Raw genomic sequence first — 14,933 nt, 5'->3', positions numbered from 1 at the left:
CTCTACAGCCGCACCGTCAAGGTCTGGCCGCCTTGTCCGACAGAGCGTCCCGGCTCAATTCAACCAGCATCGGTGGACTACCGTGCCAAGACGCAGTGCGCGAACCGGCCCGCCCGGCCGCCGACGTTTTACTGGATGAGCAGCGCCGATCGGAGCTGGGGCTCGCGGAGGTGGGCGAGGAGCTGGGGGTCGTCCTCGAAGAGGACCGCAGCGGCTGGGTCGAGGGCCTGGTGCAGCATCGCCTGGACGACGTCGGCCATCGGCTGTTCGTTGACGACTGCGGCCCAGTGGGCGGCGGCTTCGTGGTCGCCCTGGGCCGTGGCGCTGGCCCACTGGGCGACGCAGGCTTTGGTGATGTGGAAGGCGTGTATCCGGCCCTTGGCCAGCAGGCCCCGGTTGAGGTCGAACAACTCGATGGTGGCCTGGCCTCTGGGGGTGAGCGGGTGGTACATGCCGACCGCCAGGATCAGGCGGAGGTGTGGTGTCGGGTCTTCGACCGTGGGATCGATCAGCAGCGGCTTCCCGTCTTCGTCGAGCGGGAACGCGGCGCCCTTCAGATGGCTGTTACACAGAGAGCAGGCGAGGACGTGGTTAGTCCAGTCGAAGGCGCGCATCGGGTGCCGGTCGATCGGCTCGAAGTGGTCGATGTCAGTGCCTTGGTTATCCCCGCAATACATGCACCGCTCGCGTCCGGCTGCCATGTCCGCGAGGAGGTCTCGAAGCGGCACGTGCACGTGGCGTCGTACGGTCGTGTGCTTCCAGAGCTGTCGCGCCTTGGTCTCCGGTTCCGGGGCCAGCGCGATCTCACAGGTGCATTCGGCCATGCGGGAGCGCGGCGGCTCCGGCAGCGGAGGCCGCCGGATCCGGATCACGCGACGTGTCCGGTCAGGGAGTGCAGGTGTGCAGCGACCTCGTCGACTCGAGCGGACGGGGAGCTGGTCAGCATCCGCTTCAGCTGGCGGTAGCGCTCCCGCTCCTGCTCGTCAGCCTCGCCAGCCACGATCTTCATTTCCAGTGTCACCAGGAGAGCCCGGGCCTCGTCCGCGCGCTGCGAATACGGAGTGTCGAGGCCGAAGAGTTCGGACAGCACCGCATCGTCGCCGCTGCCGAACACCACCCGGTCATACAGATCCACCCCAACAACTTCGGGAGTTTCATCGACATCGGGCCCAGGCAGGCGAATCAGTCCGCCAGGGTCGGCCGCCTGACAGATGTAGGGGCTGTGGGTGGTGACGAGGAACTGCACCAGCGGGAAATGCTGCTTGAGCCAGCCCCCAATCCGCTTCTGCCATGACACGTGCAGGTGTGCATCGATCTCGTCGATGATCACGACACCGGGAACGGTCACGACCGGGTGGCCGCTGTCACGTTCGACGTGAATGGCGCCGTAAGTGTCGTGGAGCTGCTTGAGGATGTCGACCACCAGCGCAGCAACGGTCCGGTAGCCGTCGCTCATCTCGCGTAGAGCGAAGGACCGGCCGCCGTGCGCGACCCACAAACCGTCGGAGTCGACGTCGCCAATGGCGTAGTCGTCAGGTAGAAGTTCGTCGCCGAGAATCTCCAGAGCGGTCTGCTTCAGCTCGGCTGCGCCCGGGCGGTTCTCCAAGGACCGAAGGTGCTGCTCGATCAGCCAGCTGACGCCCTCGGCCAGCGAGGCGTCCTCGTGAAAGAGACTGGTCAACCTGGCTACCGCGCCCGATCCCGCCATACGCCGTTGAACCTCCCCCGATCCGCCGGCAAGCCGGCGGAACGGCCCGTAGCCCGCGCAGAACCACCCCACCGGATTGTCCGCCCACGGCCCGCGCTGGGCAGCAGTGGGCGCCTTCCTGTAGACCACGGCGCTCAGGGCCGGCTGAGCATGTCTTCCAGCCGCGGTGGCGGTTTCCGGCGCGGTCCACTTCAAGCCCGCCCAGAACACGCCAGCCGGAGGCCTCCCCGTAGTAGTGAACCTGTCCTCCGACGGGTCCGGATGCAGGCATACCTCCGCGAATGCCTCGGAGCACTCATCGCTGATCCACGAGTCGAAGCCGGACACCAGTCCTCGTGCTGCACTCGGCCCACTGACTGCCAGCGCGACAGCGCGCAGCAACGTCGACTTGCCAGACCCATTGCGGCCAGCCAGAACCGTCCACCCGGCATACGAGCCGTCGGGCCGGGTGAGGTCAAGGTCCACCTCACGGGCGCCGCGGAAACCACGAACGTTCCGCACCCGCACGTTCTTGAGGTACATGCCCCGTTCCTCCAACCCTGCCCACCATGCCACTCACTTCCGAGCCGCTGCCACGACTCTATCCGCGCCCCGACCCGTACCGGAGAATCTCCCCGTCCGGCAGTCCCCGCGCAGGGGTCAGCGAACCCGCGAACGACTGCTTCCTTCTGCCGATCAATTCAGGGGCCACGGCTGCTGCGACTGTGGGCGTCATCTCCGCAGTCGCCCGGTCTATCGGGGCGAACAGGCCCGCGTCGTCGCCGAGCCGGTCAACGATGCGGTGCTGCCTTTACCGCGTAGCCTCCGGCGAGGGCGTAGCCGGTGTTCTCGGCGAGGGCGTCCAGTCCGATCTTGATCAAGCGACGGTGCTGCTCGTCGGGCCGGTGGCGAGGCCACCCGATGTCCGCGCCCTGTTTCCGGGCAGCGAGGGTCCGTCTGTGTTCTGCCTCAAGGACGGTGGCGCCGTCGCCCTGGTCATTGCCTCCACCGGGAAGGTATGCGGGAAACTGCCGCTCTCTGTCCTTGGTGGCCGTGCTCTGCGGAGGCCCAGCCTGGATGATCGAGGTCTGAGTTCCCGTGGAGTACTGCCAGCCTTGCGGTTCGCTCGCGGGCCGGCGCGGATCAGAAGGGCGGGTCGGGAGGCGTGCCTCCCGACCCACCTGCGGGCCATCGAGGACGCTCAGCGGCGGAAGCCGCGGTGGGGGTCGCGGGTCTTCACGTTCAGGAACGGCTCGAACCAGGCTTTTGCGCGCAGGTCGCCGCCGCCGAGCTGCTGGTTGGTGTCGGCGTCCGGGTCCTCGATGCCGTCGAAACGGGGGCTGTAGAGCATGAGCACGTCGGTGTCCTGGAAGAACATCTCCGTACAGGTGCCGTAGTCGTAGTCGTCCGGGTGGGTCGGCAGCATGCTGTGGGTATCGGAGTCGTCTTCCTCGTCGAGTTCGGTGGCGCGGTCGCGGGCGTCGTCGAGGGCCAGGTGCAGGGCGAGTTCCTCGGCGGTGCAGGTCGGCTGCGGCCATCGGCCGTGCTCGAGGTCGTCGGCGAGGTCGTCGGCGGCGCGGGCGAACCGGCGCCGCCACTGGAGGTCCGCGTCGAACGTCAGCTTCGGCAGGCGCGCGAACACGCCCCAGTTGCCTTCGTGCTCGTCCGGCACCAGCCGCCCGTCGCCGAGTTCATCGGCATCGTCGTACGCCTCGTCCGCGAGGAGGCACAGGGTGGTGTGGAGGATGTCCGCGGTACGGGGGGTGAGCTGCCACTGGCAGGGTTCCTCTCCGCACTCCGGGTCGTCGCAGTGCGCGGACTCGACGCGGAAGATCTCTGCGAAGTCCGGGAGCTCTTCGTCGCGGGTGCTCTCCTCGCTCCGGTCGGTTTCTGGTTGGCGCCAGCCCGCGCCGAAGTCCTCGACGATGGGCTCGGCGCTCCACTGCGCGACCTCGTGGCCTTTGTCGCGCCGGAGGCAGAAGCCCTGTGTGCGGTCGAGGAGGCTGTCGGCGCCTTCGATTTCGATGGCCGGGTCGGCGAGCCACATCACCGCGCCGACCAGATCGTGCGGGTCGTCGTCGGTCAGGTCCTCGGCGGGCAGCGCTGTCCAGCCCTGCTCGGCGGCCGCGTCCAGCAAGGCCTTCCGGTCGTGGACGTGGAACTCCCGCAGCATGGCGACTCGCACGACCGGGCCCGCGAGGTCCCGCAGCCTCGCATCATGCGGTGTCCGGGTGGCCCGGTCCGACTCCTCCCCATCCTGGTCGCTTTCACCGTCGCCGTCGAGATTGTCGCCCTTGAGATCGTCGCCGTCATCGCTCCCGGCATCCGCCCGGCCTTCGGGCCAGTTGATCAGCGTCCCCGCCGAGGCGGTCCAGATCCCGGCGAGAGCGCGCTCAACGGCTTGCCGCAGGGAGGCCGCCGGCGCGTCCGGCAACTGTCCACAGAGATCGTCGACACGCTCTGCGACCCACGGACCGGGCCGTGAGCGCAACGCGCTCAGCAACAGCTGGGCCGCACGGTGGGCGACTTCGGGTTCACGGCAGGTGAGAACCGCTTGGAGCGAGGCCGGGCCGCCGTCATGAGCGACGAGCGCGAGGACACGGCTCTTGCTGGGTGTGTGTTCACAGAGAAAGTCGCGAGGAACGGAGGTGAGTTGGTAATCGGGCATGCGGACAACTCCGGAGATGAAGTGGACCTGGCGTGCAGGCAGGTGGAGTTCCGCTGGTGGACGCGCTGCTAACGAGTCCCCGGACGGTGATGAAGTCATGGACCACAGCTGGTTCCGCCGATGCTGTCGGCGGCCCGGACCGGGTGCTGCCGAACACGGTACATGACGTCAGCACCGGTGTCCGCTGCGAAAATCCAACCAGCCCTGCTCGAAACCCCATCGCCCCGCCCGGCGATGTGGGATGTCCGACCCGTGGAGCAGGATGGAGGCAACGATTCCCCCAGGAAGGGAAGCAAAGGAATGACCGCCAACGGCCTGCGGCTGCCCGTGGAGTTCCTGATCGCAGTCGCGGCCGGTGCCGAGGCTGGGTCCGCGGCGGCCCGAATGGCAGCCGAGCAGGCACGGGGCCTGACTGATGACCGGGATCACGGGAGACTGCTCGAAGCGCTCCTCGCGAAGCCCTTCCGGGAGGCGGCGCCCGCCTGGCTGCTGGAGGCAGCGGTGACGAATGGGCTGCGACAGGCCGAGTCCGAGCACCTCACCGACGGGACCGAGCTGGTGGCCCTCGCCCTCGCTCACCCCGAGTGCACAGAGAGGCTGCGGACCAGTTCGCTGCAACGCTGCACGGACAGCCGGCTCGGCTCCCTCGGCACCGCTGGCCGCCCGCCGGCTCTGCTCGAGGCCGTCGTCACCGAGCTGCGTAGGCGGATGCCGCAGGTCCCGCACATCACACCCGACTTGATCAAGGAACCGACGCCCGCACAGGTGGTCCTGCGTACCGGTCGGCTCCATGACGACGTGTTCGAGGCCGCTGTCACCCTCCTCCCGTCCGCGCCCTCTCGCAAGCGCCTGGAGGACGAGGACGGCGTTGCCTGGTCCAAGAGGATCAGGGCGGCTCACGGTGCGTGGGAGCGCATGTGGAGGGTCGTGCTCGAACGTCATCCCGAGCGGCATGCCCAGCTCGTGGAGACGACAGCCGACACCGCAGCGAACCATGTCGTCCGGGACCAGTTGCTCGGCGGCATTCCGTGGACTGTCGAACCGGTGCTACTCACGGAGATCGCGCTGTCCGACCTCTCGCTATTCAGCACGGCCATGCTCGTGACGCGGCTCTGCCGCTTCCTCATGAACGGCGAGTCCGTGGAAGAGGCCCGGCAGCACTTCGCGACACAGCTCGACGCCCTTGACGACGCGGGTCGACGGGAGGTCGAGCTGTACCTGGAAGAGGACAAATTCGAGGCCAAGTGGGGCGTCGACAGTGCGGTCTCATGGGTGCGTTACGCGGCAGCCGGGCGGTGGCGCCTGGTGCTCAATCCCGCCGAGGCCAAGCCCTCGTACGGCGAACCCCATCACTGGCTCACGCCGACGGACGAACTCGCTATGCTGGGACGGAAGTTCGCCGAGACGGCCGTCGAGGCACTGCAGACATGGCAGCCGGACAGTTCCTCCGGGATCAGCAGGGCAGACGAGCTCCGTTGGGTGCACGACATGCTGATCCACCTCCCCGAGGTGACACCGCCCGTCAAGAAGACGGTCCAGCTCATGATCCGCGACGCCCACCGCGGCCAAGCCGCTCACCGGTCCTACGACTTCACGGCCCAGGAGGACCGCCGACAGTTCGGCGAGCTCCTGACGACGATCACCCGGATCGTCGCCGACCCCCTCCCGCAGCACCCCGTCACGCGACGTGCTGCCCTCGGCGATCCCACCCAGGTGACAGCCCAGAGCCTGTCCATGGTCGCGTCCGAGGTCCTCGACGAGTACCTGGACCGGCATGCCGGTGACGACGCGCTCGTGGACAAGGCCCTGTTGTCCTTCGCCTGGCATCGCCACTACCGGCCCGGGCCGTCGTTCTCCGAGGTCCTCGACCGGCACTCGAACCCGCAGGAGGCCCTCCGCGCCATCACCCGGAACCTACGGAGTCGACTCGGTGGCAATCCCGCCAACCGGGAAGCGTGGGCTCAGCAGATCCTCGCGCTGCCTGGATGCCCGAGCGACACCATCCTTGAGTTGCCCGCCTGGACGGCGCTCAAGACGCGGGGAAACCGCTATGACAGCGCACATCCCGCAGTCGTCGACCTGGTGGTCAGCAAGCTCGGGGACGACGAGCGGGCCTGGCAGCGACTCGCCAACAGTCCGATCAGCTACTCCGGCCCCAACGCCTGGCTCCGTCTGGGAGACATCCTCAAGGCCGCCGCGGACGGCACCGACTGGCCGAAGCCACCCGCCTCCCGTTGATCTGACAAATGGGTCTGGCAGGAGCGGAGTCGACGGGAAAGCATCGTGGATCACTGATTCCGTGCGCGCTCTACCCGACTGCCTGGAGGAGGAGGGCGGGGTCGGCTCGCAGTGCCCGTAGCCCGACGCGTTCCTGTGGGATTCGCTGCCGGGTGGCGATGAGGTTCTCGGCGGTGGTGGCTGCGCTTGCCGCGATGCGCAGTCCTGCGGCGTCGAGGTCGCCGAAGTAGTAGGCGGCTGTGGGCACGGGGTCGAGGAGGGTCAGGGCGGTGATGGAGGTGGGGAACTGGTTTCCGCTGCCCCAGCTTCCGCCGACAACGCGCTGGGAGATCGCTCACAGCGGACCTGATCGGTCCAACTTACAGGCCTCGGGTGTCGGCGATCGCGAGCAGGCTTCGCAGGAGGATGAACCGGCGCGAGGCACCCGTGGGCGGCCTCGATCAATGTCGATCAAGATCGGCCAGGCCCAGGCGGGAGCATCGCACGACGGGGACGATGCGGTCCGTTGGCAACCACGGAGGACGATTCATGGACGACGTTGGAACCCCGATCGAGCGGATGCGTGCGCTCGATCACCTCAGCCCGCTGGAGGCCGCGAAGGCGTGGGGCGTCCCGAAGCCCGCGCTGAAGAACGCCGCGGAGCAGATCCGCCAGATCCGGGCGGGGGCGGACCGGTCCCTGGCGCGTGACAGGCCACGCTGCCCCGAACCGGTCGCCTCGTTCTACGGCTTCCCCTGCAAGGTCCCGGTCGAGCCCGGCATGGAGGTCTGCTACCAGCACCGGCGGGTGAAAGCCAACCCCGGCGCGGATGTGACCTCCTACGCTCTGGCGGCCGTGCAGGCCCACGCGAGTTGGGAGGAACTGCGCGAGAGCATCCGAGGCCTGGACAAGCGTTCGCTGCAGACCGAACGCCTGCGGCTCTTCCGCGCCTTCGAGGCCAAGGCACCGATGACCGAGGAGGACTACCGGCTCGCCTCCCTGCTACTGCCCTCCGAGGATCCGGCGACGCAGGCTCGCCGCGCCCTGGGCCTGCCCGGGCCCAACGACGGCATCGGCGACGGAGCCCGCCTGCGCGGACTCGGCGTGCTCCTCGCCGCCGCGGAGGCGGCCGCACTCGACCTGCCCACCGGGCTACCCGGCTCCAAAAACAAGTCCAAGGCTCCGCCGGCCAACGACAAAGCCAAGAGCGACGAACCCTTGCTGTACTCCATCGCAGAAGCCGCGAAGCGCCTGGGCGTGGGTGTGGCCTGGCTACGCTCGGAGTCAGCCGCCGGCCGGGTTCCACACCGGGAGATCGGCAGCCACCGCATGTTCAGCAACGACGATCTGGCCCAAATCGTGAAAGATGCCTACCGGCCCAGCAACGGGAAGACCCGCGGCAGACGCTGGTAAGGGCGCGCATGCGCCTCAGCACCATTCGTCACGCGTACGGGTCGCGCAGCGGTCGGGGTTCGCGGACTCCGCGGGTGATCGCCTCGGGGAGGTCCGGGCCGGCGGTGTAGTAACGGCCCTGGGCCTCGCCCTTGGCGGTGAGCCAGCCGGCGCGCACGAGTTCGCGGATGTCGCGTTGGGCCTGCTGCTCGCTGAGTTCGGCGTCGGCCTGGTAGGTGGCGCGGCGCAGGCGGTTGCCCATGGCGGCGGGGTAGAGGGCGTAGAGCATGCGCTCGGGCCAGCCACGCGCTTCGATCGCTTCGTCGAGGGCGGTCCAGACCTCGCGGGTGGTGTTCACCTGACGCTCGACGCTCTGGGCCTGCTGGTGATGGGCGCGCAAGCAGAACCGGACCCACGGCAGTGTCTCGCGGTCCGGGGTCCAGACGGGTCCGCCGACGTCGGCGAGGACGTCGTAGTAGCGGTAGGTGTTGCGGGCCCTGCCGAGCCACTCCTCGATGCTGGAGAACTCCGGCGCCATGACCCCTTCGCGGGCCAGCACCAGGGTGTGCAGGGCGCGGGACATCCGCCCGTTCCCGTCCGACCACGGGTGGATCGCCACCAGGTTCAGGTGCGCCATCGACGCCCGCACCAGCCCTGGAGCGTCCAAGTCGCCGTCGTTCAGCCAGTCCACCAACTCACCGGTCAGCGCCGGCACCTGCTCGGCGCCCGGGGCGGTGTACGCGGCGATGGTCGGGTCCTCCGCCGAGGTGACGTACACCGGGCCGGTGCGCCACCATCCGGGCCGCTTGAGCAGGTGGTGACCCTGCATCATGAAGTGCAGCGCATTCAGCAGCCCCTTGCTGTACGCGAAGTCCTCCCCCGCCTCGGCGAGGCGCTGGATGTAGGTCATCGCCTGCCGGTAGCCCTCGATCTCGACCGCGACGGTGTCGTTAGCCTCGATCGGCGCCTCGCCGACCATGATGTCCTCGACATCCGACACGCTCGCCGCATAGCCCTCGATCGTGTTGGACCCGGCGATCGCCCGGGCGGTCAGGTTGCGCCGCAGCTGCCCCTCCCAGCGCCGAGGCGTGCGCAGATGCAGGCGCAGACGTCCCCGCATCTCCTCGATCTCCGCGAGGACGGCCTGGTCGACGTCGTGCAGTGCGGGCAGAGCGTAGAGCATGAAGCAATGACACCATGACGGCATCAATCAGTCAAGGATGTACGGGGCGACCGTGGCATATGAGCACGCCAACACCTTTCGCGAATTCTTCAGAACCAGCGAGGGCGGCCACCACCCCTGCGCCGGCCCCTCTCATCACCCGCCGGCCCCGCCACCGCACCGCACGCACCGCCCCGGCCACCGGCATCGACCCAGCGCTCCGGACACCCGTCACCGTCAGCCCCGCCCAGACACACGCGTGGGCCACCTTCCTGGCCGAGACTGTCCACAACGGGCTCGACCCGGCACTGGTCACCCAATGGCTGACCATCCTCGCCGACGCCACCGGCAGCCCCGTACTCCCCTCCCTGGCGTCGATGCCCCTGGCCGAGTACGTCGAACTCCGCCTCCCGATCATCCTCGCCGGCCTTGAGACCACGACCCACGTCCCCTACCTCGCCGGATGGCACCACCGAATCGAGCCCGACCTCGGACACCTCCCCATCCGCCTGGTCACCACCGGCACGATCGCCAATGCTGTCGACAGCTGGATCCCAGAGGGCTGCAGCCGCTCCACCATCAAGAACACCCTCGCCATGCTCTTCCGCACCCTCGAACAGGCCGCCGTGGACGGCCTCATCGAACGCGCACCCGCCCGCGTCACCGGATGGCAGAGCGCATACCAACAGGCGGAGGACGAACTGCTGGACCCCCGAGCCCTCGCCCTGCGCGACTGGGACGCCCTCACCAAACTCGCCGCCGCCCTGGTCGACGCCTCCTACAACCACTACCGAGGCTGGGGCGACGTCGTCATCCACGGTGCCTGCACCGCCACTCGCATCGGAGAGGTCTCCGGAGTCCGGGCCCGCGACATCGACACCACCAACTGGCTCCTGACCTGCCGCCGGCAGACCACCCCCGCACCCGGCGGCCTCGTCGACAAACACACCAAGGGCAAGGAAGCCCGCTTCATCCCGATCATCGAACCGCTACGCCCGCAGATCATCCGACGCCTCCAAGCCGCCCGCGGCGACCCCGACGCCCGCCTCTACACCGGCCCCCGCGGCGGCCGCATCAGCACCGCCGTCCTACGTGACGCCACCCAGTGGGACGACGTCACCCACGACCTCGGCTACGAACACCTGCGCCGCCACGACCTGCGCCACACCGGCCTGACCTGGATGGCCGACGCCGGGATCCCGCTCCACATCCTTCAACAGATCGCCGGCCACAAGGAAATCACCACCACCCAGCGCTACTTCCACCCGGACATCCGCGAACTCGCTAAAGCAGGCGAAGCCCTCACCCGCTACCTCGTCGAACAACTCCGCCTCAACGGACAGATCCCCCACCGCTGGTAGTCGCGGGCACCCGCCCTCAAACACCTTACGGAGCGTCACCAAATTGCCTGACACTCAGCCACCTCCCCCAACTCGCCCAATACCCAGGAAGACTGCGACGCGGGTGATCGAAAATCACAGGTCACGATCCAGCATCGGTCACCGCCAGTAGCGAAATTCCGGCGCTGCTAGGCCATTTCACACCCCTGCGCCGCGCCCGAGGTATTCCCGAGAACCCGTCACGCCTGATGGCCAGTCACGCACAGGGCCTCTGACCTGGGATTTCTCCGCCGCCCCTAACTGTCACCCACTTGACCCCACCTTGCGGTCGGTCAAGTGCGCCACAGACACCCCCGCTAGCGATCCAAAGGGCAGCCACGCGTGAAAGCGTCGAATCCGTCGCAAGAATGGACAAATTCCTTTGATTTCAGGGAAGAGGCCCTGGCGCTTCGGCGGCAAATGCCCGTTTTGCGATGTCCGAAAACCGCCAAAGGCGGCCTGCTCTTTACGAGCAAACCGCCTCTGACCTGCGACTTTACAGTCGGGACGACAGGATTTGAACCTGCGACCCCTTGACCCCCAGCGGTCGAAAGGTCGTAACGGTCTGTCCATTCAGTCCAGAACCTGCAGGTCAGGGCCCTACTCCGTCCACCACGCATGACGCCCGATGACACCTCATGACGCCCAGTCCGTGAGAGGTGCGTGAGAGGCACCTGACGACCGGGGCTTCGAGAGTGACTTGCCTCACAGTTACATCTAGAACTCACTCACCGCTATGATCACCACGCTTTCGCGGCAGCAGGGCAACGCATCACCCACTAATAGTTCGGCGCGGAAAAACCACGCGCATTACTGCCGGCAAGGTGGCTGACGGAGCAGCAACGCTGAGATATCGGAAGCCGTGGACCATGACGCGCATCCCGTAACTGTCCTCTCAGTCGCGCGGGACGGCAGAGATCTCGGCGCGCACCGCCTTCGCGGCGGATTACTCATTCGGTAATTTTCCCTACGTCGTGGGGTAGCCGATCTCGGCGATGTCCTCGGCAAGGTTCTCGAGGGTCAGGTCGGCGTTGAGGGCGCGGACCACGTCATCGGTGAGCGGCCTCAGAGCACAGATGTGCCGGACGGTATCCAGGTCGACTGGTACCTCGTAGTAGTCGACGGCGAAGCTCGCGTACGCCTCCGGAGATCGGTCGGCGAGGAGCCGGAACAACCAGTCGGCCCCGTCAGGGTCGACATGGCCCTCTGGGAAGTCGATCTCGCCCGTCTGCCAACTTTCATCAGTCGTCCTATGCCACAGGCAGGCCGTCACCGTCGGTACGCCGTCGTCGTTGAACGCGGGTTCCTCGACGCAGGACCGGAACTCTTCGGGAACGGAGTCCACCACGCCGGGCCGCACTCCGTCCTCGGCATAGGGGCTCATCGGCGACTCGTGGTCGAAGCCCCGAACGTACACACCGGCCGAAGCGAAGACGATCGAGTACTCATCCCCCGAACCGTTGCGCATCGACGCCATCTCTTCCGTCGGCGACCACCGCGCGTCATAGGAGTAGTAGCGCGAGGACCAATCGGGACTGAGGATCGCATCCAGCATCGCCAAAGCCCGGCAGTGGTCCCGCAGAACGTTGGGATCCGGCAGAGAACGGGCGACATCGTTGACGGTCATGCCCACCATCCAAGCGGACCCCAGTGACAACCCGCACGGTCGCCGCCAAGCCGCCACACAAGGGACATCGGCAACCAGTCGGGACAGCAGCCCCATCCGAATAGCGACGCTCTTCAAGGCGCTGACACGTCTCAGCCGGCGGCTGCGCCGAGGTAAAGGGCAGCAAGACGGGGAAGGCGACGGTGCATCTCTTCAGCGTCATCGAAATCGAAGTCCTCACCCATGTCGGACTCCAGCTCCGCATCCAGGTCCTGCCCGGCCCGATGGCGCTTCCACGCCTCGTGGAAGGCATCGGCGTCACCCGTGAGGCGCTCGAACGCGTAGCTGGCCGCGTAGTTCACGCCCTCATCGAAGATCACGTAGTCGTCACCCCGGGTCGCGGCCTCGATCACTGCGGGGTGGTCCGCCAGATCGTCCGGGCGGGCGGCTGCCAGCTCGTACCAGTCCCGCCCGAGGGCGATCAGGCCGGCCCGGAAATCCATGAAGCTGTCGTCCGAGCAGCCTCCGCCGATGAGATAGGCGGCAGCCCACACGTCCCAGCGGTACACGGCGCCGTGCACCTCGTCGAATCGCTCCTGATAGCCGAGGATCTCCTCCTGCGGGAGCCCCGCCAGCTGGTCGACCATTGCCTCGGCGAACGCCTTACCATGCGGACCGCTGCTTTCGGCCCGTGCTGCCCCGACCACATTCCAGAACCCGTCGATGTCCATAACCATCCACCCTTGCAGCAGGTTCCGACATTTGAGGCCTACCGTGTCCCGAATGACCCCCAATGCACTGCAGCGAGCCCTCACCCTGCCCGGCGACCCCGTACTGCGACCCCTCCCGCCCCAGGTCGCCGTCCTCCTCGAAGAGTTGCAGGCCCCACCGAGGCTCGCGGCCCATCTCCGGGCCGTCCACGACGTCGCCCACCAACTGGTCGACTGGGCCGAACAGCACTACCCCCAGCTGGACTTCAACCGGCACGCCGTCCTCTTCGGCGCCGCCACCCACGACATCGGGAAGGTCCTGCACCCCGAGGAGCTTTCCTGGCCCGGCTCCGCACACGAGGTGGCCGGCCACGACCTGCTGATCGCCCGGGGAGTCACCGAGGAGCTCGCCCGCTTCGCCCGCAGCCACGCATCGTGGAACGCCCCCGGCGTCAGCACCGATGACCTGCTGGTGAGCCTGGCCGACAAGGTCTGGAAGGGCAAGCGCGTCACTGATCTCGAACAACTACTGATCGAGCGCCTCTCCGAAGCCAGCCACCAGCGACCGTGGGAGGCGTTCGTGGCACTCGATGATGTTCTCGACCAAATCGCCCAGGATGCCGAACGCAGGCTGGCGTTCCAAGCTGAGCACCCAGTCGCTCCGGGCATCGGATGAGCGCCCGAGGCACTGCCGCATGCCGCACACCTGCAACCCCTCCGCCAGCCTAGTTGGGATCGATGCCAGCGGCGGAGGATGTCAGGTGAAGACCGTGGCGATCACGCTGATCCGATCCGCAGATGACATGGGCGCCGCCGCCTGCCCGCCTTGTGGCGGGTACCGGAACTCAGGCCCCCGCCTCCGACGACCAGCAGGGCCGTTACGGTCTGAGCTCTTCACGCTTCGTCAGACATCGGCGGCCTGGCCGGGGTTTGCCAGGAGGACCCCGAAAGAGGCGCGGTCCGTCGGTAGGCCAGCTCTGCGAAGCCATGTGATCTTGTTGCCGATGTTGCCCCAGCAGTCGTCCTTGGCCGCAATGGCGCTGAGGAGTTGGCGCTGAGCGTCGGTGAGGGCGGCCTCGCTGACGTTGCCGTCGGGGAAGGCGCGCAGCAGGAGCGGTCCCCAGTCGCGTTCGACGGTGAAGTCGTTGGCCATGGGCATCAGTGCCAGGGCGGCGTCGAGGATTTCCTCCAGGGTGGTGGTGCGGGCGAGCAGGGCTTGGAGGAGGGTGAAGCGGAACCAGCCGTCGAGTTGGGGCAGGGGTTCGGCGTCGAACCAGTGGTCCACGGCATGCGGGTCCGACAGTGCCTCCAGAAGGATGGCAGTGGGGCGCGGGTCGTCGGCGGGGAGCGGGGCGAGGGCGGCGCAGGCGCGGATCGCCGGATCCGGGTCGGTGAGCAGGTCGCTGGTGTCCTGCGCCCGGGCGACGAGGGTCAGAACTGCCGCGGCGCGCTCGCGCCGGTCTTTGCTTGTGGTCAGGGTGGTACGCAACCGTTGGGCGGCGTCGGGTATCCGGTCGCGGAGCTCGGGTGCCTTGAGAAGGTGGCCGACGGCGCCGACGGTGGCTTCGCGAACGACGGGGTCGGGATCAGCCAGGTAGGGAGTCACCGCCTGATGGATCGCGGGGCGGGCGGCGCGGCAGGCCGCGATGTCGGCTGGGGCCTCGTACTCGGGATCCTGCTCGCGGTCGTCGTAGTAACCGACCGACTCGGCGATCTCGCCCAGCCACTCCAGCAGTGCGGCCCGCAGGGGGCGGACCCGGTCGTCCCACGCGTACTCGCTCGCGTGCGCGGCCAAGGTGCGCGGATCGCCCAGAATGCCGGCCACGAAAAGCGCGACCGGCGCGGTACTGCTGTAGAGCGAGCCCTGGTGGAGGACCGACATCTGCAGTTGACCCAGGGCATGGGCCTGGACCTCGGGGGCGTCGTCCAGCAGGCCGGCCAGCAGGGTGGGTGTGTCCTCGGCCGACCCGTACGCGTGGCTCAGCTCCGCCCATGGCGTGTCGAGCAGGACGGTCTTGGGGTGCGGGGCCGATTCGATGCCGGCGGGCGGCTCGCCAGAAGTGTTCATGAGTGGCAGTGTTGCGGGCGGGGCTGACAAACGGTCGTCCTCCG

General features: G+C 67.8%; 12 protein-coding genes. 4 read left to right on the top strand and 8 right to left on the bottom strand.

Translation table 11 applies throughout. The annotated features are described in order from the left end of the window. Nucleotides 1-128 precede the first annotated feature (128 nt). From F7Q99_RS21650 to F7Q99_RS21640, 3 genes are all read right to left on the bottom strand, one after another. Nucleotides 129-872 (bottom strand): HNH endonuclease, encoded by a 744-nt coding sequence (locus F7Q99_RS21650; RefSeq protein WP_153463883.1) that lies wholly within the window; start codon nucleotides 870-872, stop codon nucleotides 129-131. Continuing rightward, nucleotides 869-2,230 carry an AAA family ATPase gene (locus tag F7Q99_RS21645; RefSeq protein WP_153463880.1) on the bottom strand — a complete coding sequence of 454 codons (1,362 nt, stop codon included), beginning with the start codon at nucleotides 2,228-2,230 and terminating at the stop codon, nucleotides 869-871. The genes F7Q99_RS21650 and F7Q99_RS21645 overlap by 4 nt, the downstream gene beginning before the upstream one ends. Nucleotides 2,231-2,888: 658 nt before the next feature. Next, on the bottom strand, nucleotides 2,889-4,454 hold the full coding sequence (locus F7Q99_RS21640; RefSeq protein ID WP_153463877.1) for a hypothetical protein: 1,566 nt from the start codon (nucleotides 4,452-4,454) through the stop codon (nucleotides 2,889-2,891). A 21-nt stretch (nucleotides 4,455-4,475) separates the two neighbouring features. On the opposite strand from F7Q99_RS21640, the gene F7Q99_RS21635 reads away from it, so the two are divergent. Beyond that, nucleotides 4,476-6,593, top strand: coding sequence for a hypothetical protein (locus F7Q99_RS21635; protein WP_153463874.1), 2,118 nt, complete (start codon nucleotides 4,476-4,478; stop codon nucleotides 6,591-6,593). A 70-nt stretch (nucleotides 6,594-6,663) separates the two neighbouring features. Here the strand turns inward: F7Q99_RS21635 and F7Q99_RS21630 are convergent, their stop codons facing one another. Continuing rightward, a complete protein-coding gene (locus F7Q99_RS21630; RefSeq protein ID WP_153463871.1) occupies nucleotides 6,664-6,840 on the bottom strand; it encodes a hypothetical protein in 177 nt (58 codons plus the stop codon). Nucleotides 6,841-7,121: 281 nt separating this feature from the next. Between F7Q99_RS21630 and F7Q99_RS21625 the strand changes: the two genes are divergently transcribed. Continuing rightward, nucleotides 7,122-7,985, top strand: a complete 864-nt coding sequence (locus F7Q99_RS21625; RefSeq protein WP_153463869.1) for a helix-turn-helix domain-containing protein — start codon at nucleotides 7,122-7,124, stop codon at nucleotides 7,983-7,985. Between the two features lie 28 nt (nucleotides 7,986-8,013). On the opposite strand, the gene F7Q99_RS21620 is transcribed toward F7Q99_RS21625, so the two are convergent. Further along, the gene (locus F7Q99_RS21620) at nucleotides 8,014-9,147 is read right to left on the bottom strand and encodes a Fic family protein (RefSeq protein WP_153463866.1); all 1,134 of its coding nucleotides are present in this window, start codon (nucleotides 9,145-9,147) and stop codon (nucleotides 8,014-8,016) included. Nucleotides 9,148-9,206: 59 nt separating this feature from the next. Here F7Q99_RS21620 and F7Q99_RS21615 point away from each other — a divergent pair, with 59 nt between their 5' ends. Next, nucleotides 9,207-10,487, top strand: coding sequence for a site-specific integrase (locus F7Q99_RS21615; RefSeq protein ID WP_230210276.1), 1,281 nt, complete (start codon nucleotides 9,207-9,209; stop codon nucleotides 10,485-10,487). Nucleotides 10,488-11,472: 985 nt separating this feature from the next. Here the strand turns inward: F7Q99_RS21615 and F7Q99_RS21610 are convergent. Both F7Q99_RS21610 and F7Q99_RS21605 read right to left on the bottom strand, forming a co-directional pair. Continuing rightward, nucleotides 11,473-12,132: a hypothetical protein gene (locus F7Q99_RS21610; protein WP_153463863.1), complete on the bottom strand. Its 660-nt coding sequence runs from the start codon at nucleotides 12,130-12,132 to the stop codon at nucleotides 11,473-11,475. A 131-nt stretch (nucleotides 12,133-12,263) separates the two neighbouring features. Continuing rightward, nucleotides 12,264-12,842, bottom strand: coding sequence for a DUF4240 domain-containing protein (locus tag F7Q99_RS21605; protein ID WP_153463860.1), 579 nt, complete (start codon nucleotides 12,840-12,842; stop codon nucleotides 12,264-12,266). Between the two features lie 52 nt (nucleotides 12,843-12,894). Here F7Q99_RS21605 and F7Q99_RS21600 point away from each other — a divergent pair, with 52 nt between their 5' ends. After that, nucleotides 12,895-13,497 carry an HD domain-containing protein gene (locus F7Q99_RS21600; RefSeq protein ID WP_153463857.1) on the top strand — a complete coding sequence of 201 codons (603 nt, stop codon included), beginning with the start codon at nucleotides 12,895-12,897 and terminating at the stop codon, nucleotides 13,495-13,497. 228 nt (nucleotides 13,498-13,725) lie between these two features. On the opposite strand, the gene F7Q99_RS21595 is transcribed toward F7Q99_RS21600, so the two are convergent. Next, nucleotides 13,726-14,889 carry a HEAT repeat domain-containing protein gene (locus F7Q99_RS21595; RefSeq protein WP_153463853.1) on the bottom strand — a complete coding sequence of 388 codons (1,164 nt, stop codon included), beginning with the start codon at nucleotides 14,887-14,889 and terminating at the stop codon, nucleotides 13,726-13,728. Nucleotides 14,890-14,933: the final 44 nt, after the last annotated feature.

This window comes from Streptomyces kaniharaensis, from assembly GCF_009569385.1.
GTDB classification, from domain to species: Bacteria; Actinomycetota; Actinomycetes; order Streptomycetales; family Streptomycetaceae; genus Kitasatospora; species Kitasatospora kaniharaensis.
Note: the sequence above shows the minus strand (reverse complement) of the source record. Positions and strands in the feature narration are given on the sequence as shown.